Consider the following 14,473-nt stretch of genomic DNA (forward strand, 5'->3'; position numbering starts at 1 on the left):
GCGAGCGGGCGGTGCACTCGGCACCGCCCGCTGTTTGGTCACTCGGCGGCGGGTGACGGGGTCATCCACTGCACGAGCTGGAAGATCACGCCGTTCGGATCCGCCATTTGGAAGAAGCGTTCACCCCACGGCTCCGTCTCGATCGGAGTCACGATTTCGACGCCCTCGCTGCGCAGCCGCTCGTACTGCGCATCGATGTCGTCAACGGTGAACACCACGAGCAGCCCGTCTGCGGAACCGGATGCCGACACGGGCTTGAAGGTCTCGAGCCCTGTGCGCAGGAAGATGATGTGAAGCCCGGCATCCCGGCGCGTCAGGGAGCTGAACCCGTCCGCTGCCATGACGACAGTGAAGCCGAGGTGCTCCTCGAGCCAGGTTGCGGATGCTTCGGCATCGGGAACGTTCAGTGAGATCGCAGAGTCGGTGATGTGCATATGTGCGTTCCTTTCGTGGGCGAATCGGCGTTCAATCCTGCCCTATACGTTGTACAACGTACGGTGTATAACGGAGTCGTGCGAGGATTATTCCCATGCCCGTAAAGAGAACCGGATCAGGTCAGCCGAGCAAGACCCTCGCTCTCCTGTGGGGCCTGGCCCCACAATCCACGCCTCGTAAAGGGCCCGCCCGGTCCCTCACGGTGGAACAGATCGTCGAGGCCGCACTAGAGCTCGCAGACGATCTCGGCATCGACGCCGTCACAATGCGCGCGGTTGCGAACCGCGTCGGCGTTTCGGCCATGTCGATCTACACCTACATCCCCGGCAAACCGGAACTGCTGGACCTCATGGTCGACACCCTCTACGCAGGGCTCCCCCGTGCATCCTGGGGAAACGACTCCTGGCGTGACAGGGCGCAGCAAGTCGCCGAATCGAACCGCGAGCTTCTGCGGCAGCACCCGTGGATGACGGAAATCGCGGCGCTGAGCCGGCCGCCGCTCGGCCCGGGCGTAATGGCGAAGTACGAGCACGAACTCGCGGTGTTCGATACCACCGACCTTTCGGACACCGATATCGATGCCGCTCTCAGCTACCTGCTCGGATTCGTGCAATCCCACTGCCGATCTGCCCGCGACGCAGAGCGGGCTACCACCGACTCGGCGATGACCGATGCGCAATGGTGGGAGACAAATCAGTCACTGCTGGCCGAAGCTGTCGACCCCGAAAAGTTCCCTCGCGCCGTGCGGATCGGAGCAGCGGCCGGCGCTGAGCAGGACAGTGCCTGGAATCCTGATCGGGCCTGGCGATTCGGCCTGGACCGCACCCTGGACGGACTGGCTGCGCTCATCGACGCGCTTCCGGAGCGCTGAGGACTCACCGCCGCGACGGATCGACGATGTCGGCCACCGCTCTCGCCAGCGCAAGACGTCGCTCCGCGGTTTCGGGGCGAGGGTCGTCGTAGGTGAAGACGATCACGCGGTCGGCGCCGACGGCGACCGTGAATGGCAGATCCTCGTGCCGTTCGGCCAATTGTCGAATCTCCTCGCCCCAACGCTCGTAGGCTTCCGCATCGCCGCTGAACGAAACGGGAGCCGTTCCGAACTCTCCCGGGGAAACCCACTTGGGCTGGACCAGGGTCGGGTCGATCGTCGATCCGCCCCGAATCGCGACGAGACGTGCGGTTCCCGTACTCGCTGCCAGTTCCACGACCTCGCGTCGGCTCGGGCGCCGCTTCGACCCCGGCGCGGAGCCCAGCGCCCAGGTCTCGATACGCGCATCCCGACCCTCGAGGCTTCCTTCGATGGCGGCAATCGTGTGCTTCACGACCCAGCCCCTCGGCAGCACCAGCCCGATCGCAACATCGTCGACGGTGCGCTGACCGACGTAACGCCACCCGTTCATGCTGGCCCATGACCGGCGTGCGGTGGCGACGTGCGCTTCAATCGCCGGCCAGCCTCGGACACGATTGCCGAGGAACGTGCCGGCCGTGCCGAAAAGAATGATGAAGAGAATCGCAGCGATGCGAATGTTCTCATGCAGGTATCGACCCCACCATAGGATCGCGATGAATGCCGCCGCGGTGGCCACCGGGCCTCCTCGCACTCCGCCACCAAGGCACTCAAAGCGTAACCCGGCGCGCTGGATTCGGTGCTGCTTTATGCGTGGCGCAGAGTCGCGCTGCCGGATTCTGCGCTCAATCGCTCGTGAAATCAGACACCCAAGTGCGAATACGCTCTAGGCACGTCGGCGTAACAGATCCGATTCGCGAACGCAGACGTCGCCTCGAGACAGTCCGGATCTGCTCGGTCATAGCGAACGATGCGCCCAGTGAATCTGAGCCGGAGAGTTTCACATGGTTTGCCCAACCGCGATTCGTGCTCGTCACCGGCACAACGATGACCAGTTCGGTTACGGCATCGAGGTACTGCTGCCCAGCCGCGACAACGACTGGTCGTCGTCCTGACCGCTCTCTGCCCACAGTCGCATCCGGAGCAGCCCACCACACATCTCCCGGGCTCAGTTCCACCCGGCGCCCAACCACTCCTCGGCTTCCGCGCGGTAGTCATCATCGGGAGGATAGCGCTCCCTTGACGCCTTGAGCTCGTCGAATCGTTGGCGACGGCTCTCCTCATCCGCGAGCGCTTGCAGGTGCGCATTAAGTGTTCGGCCCCGACCACGCGCCTGCTGTTTGAGGATGTCGCGAAGCTCCGCAGTCACTTTGATCGTCGTGCTGGTCATACTAAAAATATGACAGCGGAGGACGCTGAACTCAACGCATGACGGTGACGAGAATGCGACGAGCGTCCTGCGCCGGCACGATCCTTTCAGCCTCTTCGATCCTCCTCGAGGAGTTCCCGAACCGTATCCCACTTGGCCGCTGTGTAATCGCGCCAGCTATCGGTCGTGTCACGCGCGTGCAGCTTCGCAGCAAGGTATCGGTTCCGAGCACCCTCGTCGGCTCGCAGGAGATCCCGAAATTGGATCCGGCGCTGCCAAGCCGCCGACCCCTCGACCATAACGTGCACGAAAACTTCGCGGCCCGCAACGGAAGGCGAACATAACCAGGCGTGATCGCCGCGCTGCCCCTCTTTCACGAAACCCGAGCGCCCCAATGCGAGCGCAGCATCCGGAATCTCGCCTGCTCTAACGCCGACCAAAACATCCACAACGTCTTTGGCCGGGAGACCGGGGACGGCTGTCGAACCGATGTGCTCGACGTCCGCGTGAGGAATGACTCGCAGTATCTGCGCTCGCGCCCGCTCGAACCGGGCACACCAGACCGCAGCGTCGCCATCCACGAGTTCGATCCGCTGCTCGCGCATCATCGGGCTATCGGACATTTGGACAGCAGAGTATGGGATCGCGCCGAAGTAGAAGACATCGTTTCTCGCATTTCACCACTTGTCTCGAAGAGTTAGGTCATCGCATGCACGCCGTGCTTGCCACCACTCTTCGCCCGAGGGGCATCGATCGTCCGGAGACCCGGCTCCATGCACATACCGCAGATCCGAAGCTGCAACAAAAACGTCAGGCGACGAAGGCCTTTGCAGCCTCAGCTAGTGCGCCCATGGTCGGCCGGTAGTAAGCCCAGCGCCCGCGCTGCTCACGTTCGACGAGGCCGGCCTCGACGAGCAGCTTCATGTGGTGGGAGACGGTCGGCTGCGACAATCCCACCGGCTCGGTGAGGTCGCACACGCACATCTCCCCGGCGCTGCTGCCGACGATCATGGACATGAGCTTGACCCGGGTCGGGTCGCCGAGGGCCTTGAACACCTTCGCCAACTCCTCCGCAACTCCGTCGGCGAGCACTGCGTCAGAGGTGCAGCATGACGTGGTCTCGGGTGCGGTCTCGATGGTAGCGGAGAGTGTGCTCATAACGTCTATTCTGCATGACACATTGACATTTGTCGATACATAGGGCAGCATCAATGCATCGAAGAACATCAATGTATGGAGGTTGGGATGCATCCCGTCGTCGTCATCGGAGCCGGTCCGCAGGGGCTGGCCGCCGCCGCCCATCTGCTGGAGCGTGGGCTGGAGCCGCTCGTGCTGGAGTCGGGAGCTGGTCCTGCGGCCGCCGTCGCCGAATGGGGGCACGTGCGCCTGTTCTCGCCCTGGCCGGAGCTGACGGACGCGGTGAGCCGCCGGCTGCTGGAGCCGACCGGTTGGGCCGCTCCGGAGGAGGGCTACCCGACCGGAGCACAGTGGATCGAGGACTACCTTGCCCCACTTGCAGCCGCACTCGGCGACCGTGTGCGGTACCGGGCGCGCGTCATCGGCGTCGGCCGGAATGGCCGCGACCGCTCCGTCGACGACGGTCGCGCGGAGCAGCCCTTCGTCGTCCACGTCCTGCGCGAAGGCGGCGGCGAGGAGCGGATCACAGCCCGCGCCGTCCTCGACGCCTCCGGAACTTGGCACGCGCCGAACCCTGCCGGGGCAGACGGCCTGCCCGCCCTGGGCGAACGTGTCGCCGCCGAGGCCGGCGTGCTCGACAACAGGATCCCAAGCGTCGCAGACGCGGCCGCCCTGGCCGGCAAGCACGTGGTCGTGATCGGCAATGGGCACTCGGCGGCGACGGCGATCACCGAGCTCGCCCGGATCGCAAAGCGCGAGCCGGCCACGCAGATCACCTGGGTGCTGCGCCGTGGCGTCGTCGGGAACACGTTCGGCGGCGGCTCTGCCGACGAGCTGCCCGAACGCGGTGCCCTGGGCCAGCACGCCAAGCGGGCCGTCCAAGACGACCTGGTCGACCTGGTCACCGGGTTCCGCACCGAGGCCGTCACCCTGGATGGCAACCAGGCGATCCTGGTCGCCAAGGACGGACGCAGACTCGATCCGGCCGATCGAATTGTCGTGCTGACGGGCTTCCGTCCCGACCTGTCGTTCCTCTCCGAGGTTCGTCTGGATCTTGATATGCGTCTGCAGGCCCCGTCGAGGATCGCCGGCGAGGTGGATCCGAACGTGCACTCCTGCGGGTCCGTGCGCGCCACCGGTGCCGCCGATCTCGCCCATCCCGAGCCGGGCTTGTTCATCGTGGGCGCGAAGTCCTACGGCCGCGCGCCGACGTTCCTGGCGCTCACTGGATACGAACAGGTCCGCAGCGTCGTCGCCGAGCTCGCCGGCGACCGTGAAGCGGCCAGACGAGTCGAGCTCGAACTTCCCAACACCGGCGTGTGCGGAGGGTCCGGCGTGTTCGACGAGGAGGCGAACGACACTGGTTCGTGCTGCGCACCTGCGCCGCGGCTCGTCCAGCTGGGCGCGAGGACGGCAGGATGAGCGGCGGCCGTCTGTTAATCGTCGGCGGCGGTCAATCGGGGCTCGCTGCCGCCCGGGCCGGGTTAGACCGGGGCTGGGAGCCCGTGATCCTGGAGGCTGGGTCCGAGCCAGTGGGGTCGTGGCCGCGCTACTACGACAGTCTGCGGCTGTTCTCCCCGCGCCGGTTCAGCGCTTTTCCGGAGCACCCGTTCCCCGGTGACCCGGACGGCTACCCGGGTCGCGACGAGGTCGTCGACTACCTGCGCGGCTACGCCGAATGGCTCGATATCGAGATCCGCACTGAGGCCCGCGTCGTGAGCGTCACCGCCCATGGCCAAGCGTTCACGGCAGAGATGGCGGACGGGAGCAGTATCACCGGGGACGCCCTGATCGCGGCGACCGGGTCGTTCACCGACCCGCACCTGCCGACGATCCCCAGACGGGAGGCCTTCGAGGGCCGGGTCCTGCACGTGGCCGACTACCGGTCACCCGAGGCGTTCGCGGGCCAGCGGGTCCTGGTGGCCGGAGCAGGGAACTCCGCCGTACAGGTCGCCCATGAGCTGGCCGACCACGCGGAGACCTCGCTGGCGGTGCGGGACCGTGTCCACTTCGCACCGCAGGTCATCGCTGGACGCGACCTGCACTGGTGGCTGAGCCGCACCCGCGCAGACCTGCTCCCGCCATCGGTGCTGCGCAGGATCGTCAATGGCACACCGGTCATCGATAGCGGTGTCTACCGCAGCGCGCTCGAGGCGGGCAGGCCCGATCAGCGGCCGATGTTCACGGCGTTTGTCGACGACGGCGTCGCCTGGCCAGATGGGAAGAAAGAGCCGGTGGACACGGTCGTCTTCGCGACCGGCTACCGGCCACAGCTGCCGTACCTGCGATCGCTCGGCGTCCTCGACGGAGCAGGCATGCCACGGCACCTTCGGGGCGTGGCGGCCGGCCAGCCGGGGCTGGGATTCTTGGGCCTGGAGTTTCAGCGCTCGTTCTCGTCGAACACCCTGCGCGGCGTGCACCGCGATGCAGCGTATGTCGTCGATGCCCTCACCAGGCAGCCGCGGGGTGCCGTCGTTGGCTAAGACCGTGCCACGGCTGCGCCCTCGGTTGGGCACGGTGCTGACGGCCCTGTGCGTGACCGAGATCGTCTCCTGGGGGCTGCTTTACTACACGTTCCCGGTGCTGGCCCCGCTGATCACCGCGGACACCGGCTGGTCCTCGTCGGCCGTTGCCGCGGCATTCTCGGCGGCGCTGGTGGTCTCCGCGCTGGCCGGGGTGCCGGTCGGGCGCATGATCGACCAGTACGGGCCGCGCTGGGTCATGACGGCCGGGTCGGTCCTCGGCGCCCTAGCTCTCGTGGTGGTCGCGACCTCGCCCACCCTGACGCTGTTCTTCGTCGGCTGGCTACTCGCGGGCGTTGCGATGGCCGGGGTGCTCTACCCACCAGCGTTCGCGGCGATCACCGGCTGGTTCACCGCCCGCCGACTCGGAGCCCTGACAACGCTGACGTTGGTCGCCGGTTTGGCGAGCACCGTCTTCGCGCCACTGACCGCGGCCGCGAGCGACCTGCTCGGATGGCGGGAGACGTACCTGTGGGCAGCCGTGGTGCTCGCCGTGCTGACGGTCCCGATCCATTGGTTCTTACTTCGCCGCCCCTGGCCCGCTCGAGCGCACGTCGACGGGGGAGAGCCGGACGCCGAGAACGTCTACGCCTCCAGCGTCGTTCGCACCGTGCAGTTCTGGCTGCTTGCGGGCGGGCTCACCGTCGTGTCACTGGCGATGTATGCAGCGCTGCTCGCGCTGGTGCCGCTGATGCTCGAACGCGGACTCACCGCTCAGACCGCAGCCTGGGTGCTTGGCCTCGGCGGTCCCGGACAGGTCGCCGGCCGACTCGTATATACCGCGCTTGCCCATCGCACCTCCCTGACCGTGCGCACCGCGACCGTGTTCGGTCTCGTCACCGTCAGCACCGCGGTGCTCGCCGTGGTTCCCGGCCCGGTCGGGTTGCTGATCGCGGCGTCGATGACCGCCGGTGTCGGACGCGGCATCGCGACACTGCTGCAGGCGACGGCGGTCACTGACCGGTGGGGACCGCGAGCCTACGGTCATCTCTCCGGTGTTCTCGGTCTCCCGGTCCTGCTGGCCTCGGCGTCCGCGCCGTTTGTCGGGGCCGTGCTCGCCGAGCTGACGGGGAGCTACGCGAGGGCATTCGCCGTCCTGGCAGTCCTGGCCGCCGGCGGGACCGTGCTGATGGTCGCCAGCACGCGCATGAGCGCGCAGCGACCAACTGAGGCAACAGCTCCGCGGACGGCGTGACCCACCTCAGGCCGCGGACGGGACGGCGAGGTCGGAGGCCAGGCGGCGGATCTTTTCGACGAGCTCGTCGCGGATCAGGCGCATCCGCTCCTCGCCCTCGATCCCTCGCGTCGAGGGCTCGCCGAACGTCCACGTCTCGATGATGCCTGCCATCCCCGGGACGGGCTCGACGACGGCTTCGTCGCCGATCACGACGACGCGGTCCACCGCGCGCAGCAACTCGGGGTCGATCGGCTTCGGACGTTCGCCGGCCATGCTCGCCCCGATCTCGGCGACCGACGCGGCAGACAGGGAGTTGAGCGCCGTCCCCGGTGCTGTGCCCGCGGAGTGGACCTCGACGGCGTCGTCCGTAAGCTTGCGCATGAGAGCAGCGGCCATCTGCGACTTTCCGCCGTTCTTGACGCAAACGAACAGCACGGACGGCACGCGCTCGTCCGCCGGCTCCAGCAACTCGCTGACCAGCGCCTCGATGCGTCTCTTGATCTCGTCGCGGATAGGACGCACCGCGTCGATGCCCTGCCCGGCGGGATCGTTGAGCTTCCAGTCCTCGTAGCGCTTGCCGGGGAAGAACGGGCAGGCATCGCCACAGCCCATCGTGATCACCACATCGGAGTCCTGCACGGCCTCGGCGGTGAGGACCTTGGGCTGCTCGGCGGTGATGTCGATGCCTTCCTCGTGCATCGCCTCGACAGCCACCGCGTTGATCTGCTCGGCGGGCATCGACCCTGCCGAGCAGACCTCGACGCGGCCTGCGGCAAGGTGGCGCAGGAACCCTGCGGCCATCTGGGAGCGTCCGGCGTTGTGGACGCAGACGAAGAGCACGGAGGGCTTCTTCTCGGTCGTGTTCTGCATAGCTTCCTTCGTTCAGTCGGAGGCGAGAGTGCTGATGAGGGCTCGGACGCGGGCTTCGATATCCTTACGGATCGCCTCGACGCCCTCAGGTGAGGCCAGCGCCGGGTCGCCGACCGTCCAGTCCTCGTAGCGCACGCCGGGCACGATCGGGCAGACGTCGCCGCAGCCCATGGTGACGACCACGTCGGCGGCTCGCACTGCGTCGTCGGTGAGGGGCTTGGGAAACGCGCTGCTCGCCTCCTGGTCGCCTTCGATCTCGAGGAGCAGGGAGCGCACATGCGGGTGCACCTCCGCGGCGGGTGTGGATCCTGCCGATCGGGCGATGATCCGGCCGCCAGCAAGCTGGTTGACCAGCGCCGCGGCGAGCTGGGAACGCCCGGCGTTCTGTACGCAGACGAACATCACCTGCGGTACTCCGGTGCCGCGGTCGCGGATCCGGTCGGCCAGGCGCTGGCGGGCGAAGCGCTCGGTGAGCGGGATCATGTGCTGGGTGAGCCTGGCCGTGCGCGCCAGGCCCGCGTAGGACTCCCGGACGAGAGCGACGACTAGCTCGCGGTGCAGGTCGACGAACTCGTCCGCGAGCTCCTCGGCGAGACGGGTCACCCGGTCGTCCATGGTGCGCAGCGCTTCGGGGCGGCCGGCGTCCTCGCCATTCCCGGGCGCGACCGTCGCCGGCGCGAACGTGTCCAGCAGCACGGTGACCGCGCCGTGCCGGGCGGAGGCGATGCGGTAGTACACCCAGGTGCCGCGCCGCTCGGAGACCAACATCCCGGTCTCCTTGAGCACCTTCAGGTGGTGGGACACCGTCGGCTGGGACACGTCGGCGAGCTCGGCGAGATCGCAGACGCAGGACTCACCGCGCGGATCGGACTGGATCGCCGAGAGCATCCGCAGACGAAGCGGATCGGCCAGAGCCTTCAGCGCTCCGACGACCGCCGCCGCGGCGTCGTGGCCGATCGCTTGGATAGGAGCCGGTGCGCACTCCTCAGATTGGGGAAGCACGGCTGCATCGGTCATGATGTCCTCATTTCGATCGTGGCCGGATCAGCGGCGTAGGGGTCGGTGCGGAACCAGGCCTTGGCGGCCCAGAGCGAGACGTAGACGAGGCCGACGAGCACCGGCACCTCGATGAGCGGCCCCACGACCCCGGCCAGCGCCTGACCGGAGGTTGCCCCGAAGGTGCCGATGGCGACGGCGATCGCGAGTTCGAAGTTGTTGCCCGCGGCGGTAAACGCCAGGGCCGTCGAACGGGCGTAGCCGAGCCCAAGGCCCTTGCCGAGCAGCAGCCCGGCGAACCACATCAGCGTAAAGTAGACCAGCAGCGGCAGCGCGATCCGGGCGACGTCGAGAGGATGCTGCGTGATCGCCTCGCCCTGCAGGGCGAACAGCAGCACAATCGTGAACAGCAGTCCGTACAGTGCCCACGGCCCGACCGCGGGCAGGAACCGTTCCTCGTACCATTCGCGGCCCCGACGCTGCTCGCCGATCCACCGGGAAGCGAACCCCGCGGCCAGTGGCACGCCCAGGAATACCAGCACGTTCAGCGCGATCTGCCACACCGAGACGTCGAGCCCCTGCGCGTCTAGGCCGAGCCAGCCAGGCAGCACCGCGAGGTAGAACCAGCCCAGCACCGAGAACATCACGACCTGGAACACCGAGTTGATCGCCACCAGGATCGCAGTGGCCTCCCGGTCACCTCTGGCCAGGTCATTCCAGATCACCACCATCGCGATGCATCGGGCAAGACCGACGATGATGAGCCCCGTGCGGTACTCGGGCAGATCGGCAAGAAATATCCACGCGAGCGCGAACATGACAGCTGGCCCGACGAGCCAGTTCAGCACAAGCGAGGAGACCAGCAGCTTCCTGTCCCCGGTGACCGCGGCGACCTTGTCGTAGCGAACCTTCGCCAGCACCGGATACATCATCACCAGCAGGCCAAGCCCGATAGGCGCTGAGATCCCGCCGAGTTCGAGGCTTGCCAGCAGGTCAGCCAGGCCAGGCACAAACCTGCCCAGCAGCAGTCCCGCCACCATGGCGAGGCCGATCCAGAGCGGCAACCCCCGATCGAGCGTGGAGAGCCGTTCCGGAGCGGTGCGCGCGGGGGCGGTCATGGGGCAACGACCTCCGGAACGGGCATGGCCGAAAAGTCGGCGGGCCTAGGCCCGACGATGATCAATCCTTGTATCGACATACTTCTATATTTAAGGATATCGATACAAGATGCAAGTCAGCGAGACGCTCGATTACCGAACGTTCACCTTTGAGATCGCAAATAGAGAAATTGCCCACGCAAGACTCGACCTAGCATCCGGCATGAGCTCCGAACATCAGTGTGCAGCACCGAAAGTGTTCATCTCAGACTTCGAATGGTTTCAACCCGATTCGCTCCCTCTCGCGACGGCTATAATGCGGCAGAGCTTCGCGCAGGCAACTCGGCATGCGTGCTGAGTTCCCACTCGCCTGTGCACATCCGTCAGCTGCCCAGGGCGGGGATGCGCTCCGGCTTGAACAGTCCCGTCGTGGCGAGCGAGACTACGTGGTCGGCGATGACATCGGCGGTGTCGCCGTGCTGCGGGCGGTACCACTCGGCGATCGAGTTGATCATGCCGAACAGCAGGCGCTCCACGAGGCCCGGGTCGACGTCCTCGCGAAGCGAACCCTCATCCCTGGCCGCTGTGACGAGCTGCTGCATCGTACGGTCGAACGCGCGGCGACGCTTCACCGCGTTCCGCTCGACGTCCGTATTGCCGCGCACTCGCAGCAGCAGCGTCACGTACGGCAGCTCAGCCACGAGAACACGAACCGCTCCGCGCAGCACGGCGACGAGCCGGGCCTCCGCTGTCTGCTCACGATCGAGCGCAGTATCCCTGGCGGCCTCGAGTGCGCTCATGGCGCGATCGAGTGCGACCTCGAGAATCTGATCCTTCGAGTCGAAGTGGTGATAGATCGCGGATTTGCTGAGACCGAGACGGTCGGCGAGCAATCCCATGGGTGTCGCGTCGTAGCCGTGCTCGTTGAAAGCGTCAACGGCGACTTTCAGAATGCCCTCACGGTCGTAGCCGGGGCGGCCTCGACGCTCGGTCATGTGACGACCTCTCGTGCGAGTTGTGAGCGCTCATGGCACTCGCGGGTTCCAATGTGCATGGTACGGATCGTAACCCCGCGCGTGCGGGGTCCGCACCTCATCTAGTGCTCCCGAAGGTCGTACAGGCGCTTGTACTTGCCGTCCGAGCGGGGTAACGAACCCGGCTCGACCGTCATGACCTCGACGGAGGTTCCTATGCGATCCTTGATCCGCTTGCGAAGCATCCCGGCGGCTACCTCGGTGTCCTCCGCGCGAATCCCGGGTACGCACTCGATCTTGACCGTCAGCGCATCCATGCGGCCCCTTCTCGTCAGCTCGAGAATGAAGTACGGCGTGAGATTCTCGATTTCGAGCGCGATCTCCTCGATCTGCGTCGGGAAGAGGTTGACGCCGCGGAGGATGATCATGTCGTCGTTGCGACCCGTGATCTTCTGGATGCGCCTGAACTGCGGCCTGCCCGTACCGGGCAGCAGCCGCGTGAGGTCGCGGGTGCGGTATCGCAGCACCGGGAAGGCCTCTTTCGTCAGGCTCGTGAACACGAGCTCGCCCATTTCACCCTCGGCGACGGGCTCGAGCGTCTCAGGGTCGAGCACTTCCGGGTAGAAGTGGTCCTCCCAGATGTGCGGACCGTCTTTCGTCTCGACGCACTCGTTGCCGACACCGGGCCCCATGACCTCGGATAGGCCGTAGATGTCGACGGCATCGAGGCCCATGCGCGCTTCGAGCTCCTTGCGCATCTCGTTCGTCCAGGGCTCGGCGCCCAGCACCGCGATCTTCAGCGACGTCGAGGCGGGATCGACGCCGGCCGCTTCGAGGGCATCCGCGATCGTGAGCAGATAGGACGGTGTGCAAAGGATCGCGTCCGGCTTGAAATCCTGGATCAACTGCACCTGCCGTGCAGTACCGCCGCCGGAGATCGGAATCACGGTCGCGCCGAGTTTCTCGATGCCTCCGTGGGCACCCAGGCCACCCGTGAACAGGCCGTAACCGTACGCGTTGTGCACCATCATCCCCGGCCGGACGCCGGCGGCGCGCAGCGAACGCGCGAGCACGGTCGCCCAGTTGTCGAGGTCCTGCTTCGTGTAGCCCACGACGGTCGGGCGCCCGGTGGTTCCGCTGGATGCGTGGATGCGGGAGACGCGTTCCATGGGGACGGCGAACATCCCGAACGGGTACGTCTGCCGAAGATCATCCTTCGTCGTGAACGGCAGCTTCCGGATGTCGTCGAGTGTCTCGATGTCGCCCGGCTGGACTCCAGCCTCGTCGAGCTTTTCGCGGTAGAGCGGAACGTTCTCGTAGGCGTGCGCAACCGACCATTTGAGGCGTTCCAGCTGCAGCGCTCGAAGCTCGTCGACGGAGAGGCGCTCTGCGTCGTCGAAGTGCTCTGGGAATTCGGTCACGGTGGCTCCCTTGCTCGGTGACTTCAAATGGTTTTCGCGGTCGTGAATGAGCGGCCGCGGAACTCGGCGATACGTGTATCGTCATCGGTCGTCACGGTGACGTCGTAGAGTCCGTTCTTACCGTTCTTGACGACCCTCCTGGCGTGCGCGGTCAGCCGCTGGCCAACGGTTGACGTTGCCAGGAAGCTGATGTCTGCGCCCTGCGCCACCGTGACGTATTCGTCTTCGTTGCAGGCGTAAGCGAACGCGGTATCGGCGAGTGCGAACACGACACCGCCGTGCGTGATGCCGAATCCGTTCATCATGTCATCGCGCAGTGTCAGGGAAACGATGGCCTCGCCGGGCTCGTTGCGGTCGATGGTCATACCCAGCATTCGCGCTGCGGCGTCGGTCTCGTACATGACGTCGGCGGCGCGTTTCTTTCCAGACACATGAACTCCTCGTTGAGTGGCGGTATTGCCGGAAGGCTGAAGCGATTATATACTCACTGAACGATCGGTCAGTAAAGATCGATCTGCAAGGAGGCGAACATGAGCACAGAAGAAGACGTGCTGCAAGCAGACTTCGATGCTCTTATCGAAGCTGACCAACGCATCGAGCCCCGCGACTGGATGCCGGAGAAATACCGTAAGACGCTCATCCGGCAGATCTCCCAGCACGCCCACAGCGAGATCATCGGCATGCAGCCGGAAGCCAACTGGATCACCCGTGCACCGAGCCTGAAGCGCAAGGCCATCCTGATGGCCAAGGTGCAGGACGAAGCGGGCCACGGACTCTACCTGTATTCGGCGGCCCAGACGCTGGGGATGCCCCGCGACACGATGACCGAGCAGCTGATCGAGGGCAAGGCGCGGTACTCGTCGATCTTCAACTACCCCACACCGACGTGGGCTGACATGGGTGCGATCGGCTGGCTCGTCGACGGTGCGGCGATCTGCAACCAGGTGCCGCTGTGCCGTGCATCCTACGGGCCGTACGGCCGGGCGATGGTGCGTATCTGCAAGGAGGAGTCGTTCCACCAGCGGCAGGGTTTCGAGATTCTGCTCGAGCTTGCGAACGGCACACCGGAGCAGCGCGAGATGGCGCAGGATGCCGTCAACCGCTGGTACTGGCCGTCACTGATGATGTTCGGCCCGCCGGACGACGAGTCGCCGAACTCGGCGCAGTCCATGGCGTGGAAGATCAAGCGCTTCTCGAACGACGAACTGCGTCAACGGTTCGTCGGGATGCTCGTCCCGCAGTTCGAAGCGCTCGGTCTCGAGTGCCCCGACAAGAACCTGCGCTGGAACGAAGAGACGGGGCAGTGGGACATGAGCGAGATCGACTGGACCGAGTTCTACGAGGTGCTCGCGGGCCGTGGCCAGTGCAACGCGCAGCGGCTGCAGCACCGCAGGCAGGCGCACGAAGACGGTGCGTGGGTGCGCGAGGCCGCTGCCGAGTACGCACGCAAACAGGCTCTGCCCGCGAAGGCGGTTGCGTGATGCGCGCTGAAGATCCAAAACCAGTGATCCTTTCGGATCACTGGTGCCTCGCCAGCGCTGGATTCGTCCCGAATCCAAGTACCCAACTGCGAAACTCGATGGAGAATATCTAATGGCTACAGCCGGAGCATCAGGCGAACCCAA

The 14,473-nt window shown here is 66.0% G+C and carries 17 protein-coding genes and 1 pseudogene; 5 read left to right on the top strand and 13 right to left on the bottom strand.

Annotated elements, in window-relative coordinates; all coding sequences use genetic code 11:
- Window positions 1-38: 38 nt before the first annotated feature.
- Window positions 39-434: a VOC family protein gene (locus Q0O95_RS05485; protein ID WP_293696191.1), complete on the bottom strand. Its 396-nt coding sequence runs from the start codon at window positions 432-434 to the stop codon at window positions 39-41.
- A 95-nt stretch (window positions 435-529) separates the two neighbouring features.
- Between Q0O95_RS05485 and Q0O95_RS05490 the strand changes: the two genes are divergently transcribed.
- Window positions 530-1,306 carry a TetR/AcrR family transcriptional regulator gene (locus tag Q0O95_RS05490; protein WP_293696193.1) on the top strand — a complete coding sequence of 259 codons (777 nt, stop codon included), beginning with the start codon at window positions 530-532 and terminating at the stop codon, window positions 1,304-1,306.
- A 4-nt stretch (window positions 1,307-1,310) separates the two neighbouring features.
- Here Q0O95_RS05490 and Q0O95_RS05495 read toward each other — a convergent pair whose 3' ends face one another.
- The 5 genes from Q0O95_RS05495 to Q0O95_RS05515 all read right to left on the bottom strand — a co-directional run bounded on the left by Q0O95_RS05495 (window position 1,311) and on the right by Q0O95_RS05515 (window position 3,812).
- On the bottom strand, window positions 1,311-2,024 hold the full coding sequence (locus Q0O95_RS05495; protein ID WP_293696195.1) for a hypothetical protein: 714 nt from the start codon (window positions 2,022-2,024) through the stop codon (window positions 1,311-1,313).
- 106 nt (window positions 2,025-2,130) lie between these two features.
- Window positions 2,131-2,478 (bottom strand): type II toxin-antitoxin system PemK/MazF family toxin, encoded by a 348-nt coding sequence (locus Q0O95_RS05500; RefSeq protein ID WP_366516448.1) that lies wholly within the window; start codon window positions 2,476-2,478, stop codon window positions 2,131-2,133.
- A complete protein-coding gene (locus tag Q0O95_RS05505) occupies window positions 2,454-2,675 on the bottom strand; it encodes a hypothetical protein (RefSeq protein WP_293696197.1) in 222 nt (73 codons plus the stop codon). Before Q0O95_RS05505 ends, Q0O95_RS05500 begins: the two co-directional genes overlap by 25 nt.
- Window positions 2,676-2,761: 86 nt before the next feature.
- Window positions 2,762-3,277: a GrpB family protein gene (locus tag Q0O95_RS05510; RefSeq protein ID WP_293696199.1), complete on the bottom strand. Its 516-nt coding sequence runs from the start codon at window positions 3,275-3,277 to the stop codon at window positions 2,762-2,764.
- A gap of 187 nt (window positions 3,278-3,464) precedes the next feature.
- Window positions 3,465-3,812, bottom strand: a complete 348-nt coding sequence (locus Q0O95_RS05515; protein ID WP_293696201.1) for a metalloregulator ArsR/SmtB family transcription factor — start codon at window positions 3,810-3,812, stop codon at window positions 3,465-3,467.
- A 75-nt stretch (window positions 3,813-3,887) separates the two neighbouring features.
- Between Q0O95_RS05515 and Q0O95_RS05520 the strand changes: the two genes are divergently transcribed.
- Genes Q0O95_RS05520 through Q0O95_RS05530 form a run of 3 tightly spaced genes read left to right on the top strand, consistent with a single transcriptional unit; the run spans window position 3,888 to window position 7,508 of the window.
- Window positions 3,888-5,213 carry an NAD(P)-binding domain-containing protein gene (locus Q0O95_RS05520; protein ID WP_293696203.1) on the top strand — a complete coding sequence of 442 codons (1,326 nt, stop codon included), beginning with the start codon at window positions 3,888-3,890 and terminating at the stop codon, window positions 5,211-5,213.
- Window positions 5,210-6,274: an NAD(P)/FAD-dependent oxidoreductase gene (locus Q0O95_RS05525; RefSeq protein WP_293696205.1), complete on the top strand. Its 1,065-nt coding sequence runs from the start codon at window positions 5,210-5,212 to the stop codon at window positions 6,272-6,274. The genes Q0O95_RS05520 and Q0O95_RS05525 overlap by 4 nt, the downstream gene beginning before the upstream one ends.
- 4 nt (window positions 6,275-6,278) lie before the next feature.
- Window positions 6,279-7,508: an MFS transporter gene (locus tag Q0O95_RS05530; RefSeq protein ID WP_293696207.1), complete on the top strand. Its 1,230-nt coding sequence runs from the start codon at window positions 6,279-6,281 to the stop codon at window positions 7,506-7,508.
- A gap of 6 nt (window positions 7,509-7,514) precedes the next feature.
- Here Q0O95_RS05530 and Q0O95_RS05535 read toward each other — a convergent pair whose 3' ends face one another.
- From Q0O95_RS05535 to paaI, 7 genes and pseudogenes are all read right to left on the bottom strand, one after another.
- Window positions 7,515-7,934, bottom strand: a complete 420-nt coding sequence (locus Q0O95_RS05535) for a low molecular weight phosphatase family protein (RefSeq protein ID WP_293696221.1) — start codon at window positions 7,932-7,934, stop codon at window positions 7,515-7,517.
- Window positions 7,935-7,952: 18 nt separating this feature from the next.
- Window positions 7,953-8,360 (bottom strand): annotated as a pseudogene (locus Q0O95_RS05540) (arsenate reductase ArsC); the annotation flags it as partial.
- Window positions 8,361-8,372: 12 nt separating this feature from the next.
- Window positions 8,373-9,377 carry a metalloregulator ArsR/SmtB family transcription factor gene (locus Q0O95_RS05545; protein WP_293696209.1) on the bottom strand — a complete coding sequence of 335 codons (1,005 nt, stop codon included), beginning with the start codon at window positions 9,375-9,377 and terminating at the stop codon, window positions 8,373-8,375.
- Entirely contained in the window at window positions 9,374-10,474 is a 1,101-nt protein-coding gene (gene arsB / locus Q0O95_RS05550; protein WP_293696211.1) for an ACR3 family arsenite efflux transporter, read from the bottom strand. The genes Q0O95_RS05545 and arsB overlap by 4 nt, the downstream gene beginning before the upstream one ends.
- A 362-nt stretch (window positions 10,475-10,836) precedes the next feature.
- The gene (locus tag Q0O95_RS05555; protein ID WP_293696213.1) at window positions 10,837-11,448 is read right to left on the bottom strand and encodes a TetR/AcrR family transcriptional regulator; all 612 of its coding nucleotides are present in this window, start codon (window positions 11,446-11,448) and stop codon (window positions 10,837-10,839) included.
- Between the two features lie 101 nt (window positions 11,449-11,549).
- Entirely contained in the window at window positions 11,550-12,848 is a 1,299-nt protein-coding gene (gene paaK, locus Q0O95_RS05560) for a phenylacetate--CoA ligase PaaK (RefSeq protein ID WP_293696215.1), read from the bottom strand.
- Between the two features lie 23 nt (window positions 12,849-12,871).
- Window positions 12,872-13,279, bottom strand: coding sequence for a hydroxyphenylacetyl-CoA thioesterase PaaI (gene paaI / locus Q0O95_RS05565; protein ID WP_366516449.1), 408 nt, complete (start codon window positions 13,277-13,279; stop codon window positions 12,872-12,874).
- Between the two features lie 99 nt (window positions 13,280-13,378).
- On the opposite strand from paaI, the gene paaA reads away from it, so the two are divergent.
- Window positions 13,379-14,329, top strand: coding sequence for a 1,2-phenylacetyl-CoA epoxidase subunit PaaA (paaA, locus tag Q0O95_RS05570; RefSeq protein ID WP_293696217.1), 951 nt, complete (start codon window positions 13,379-13,381; stop codon window positions 14,327-14,329).
- Window positions 14,330-14,473 lie beyond the last annotated feature (144 nt).

The organism is uncultured Agrococcus sp. (genome assembly GCF_945915485.1).
GTDB lineage: Bacteria > Actinomycetota > Actinomycetes > Actinomycetales > Microbacteriaceae > Agrococcus.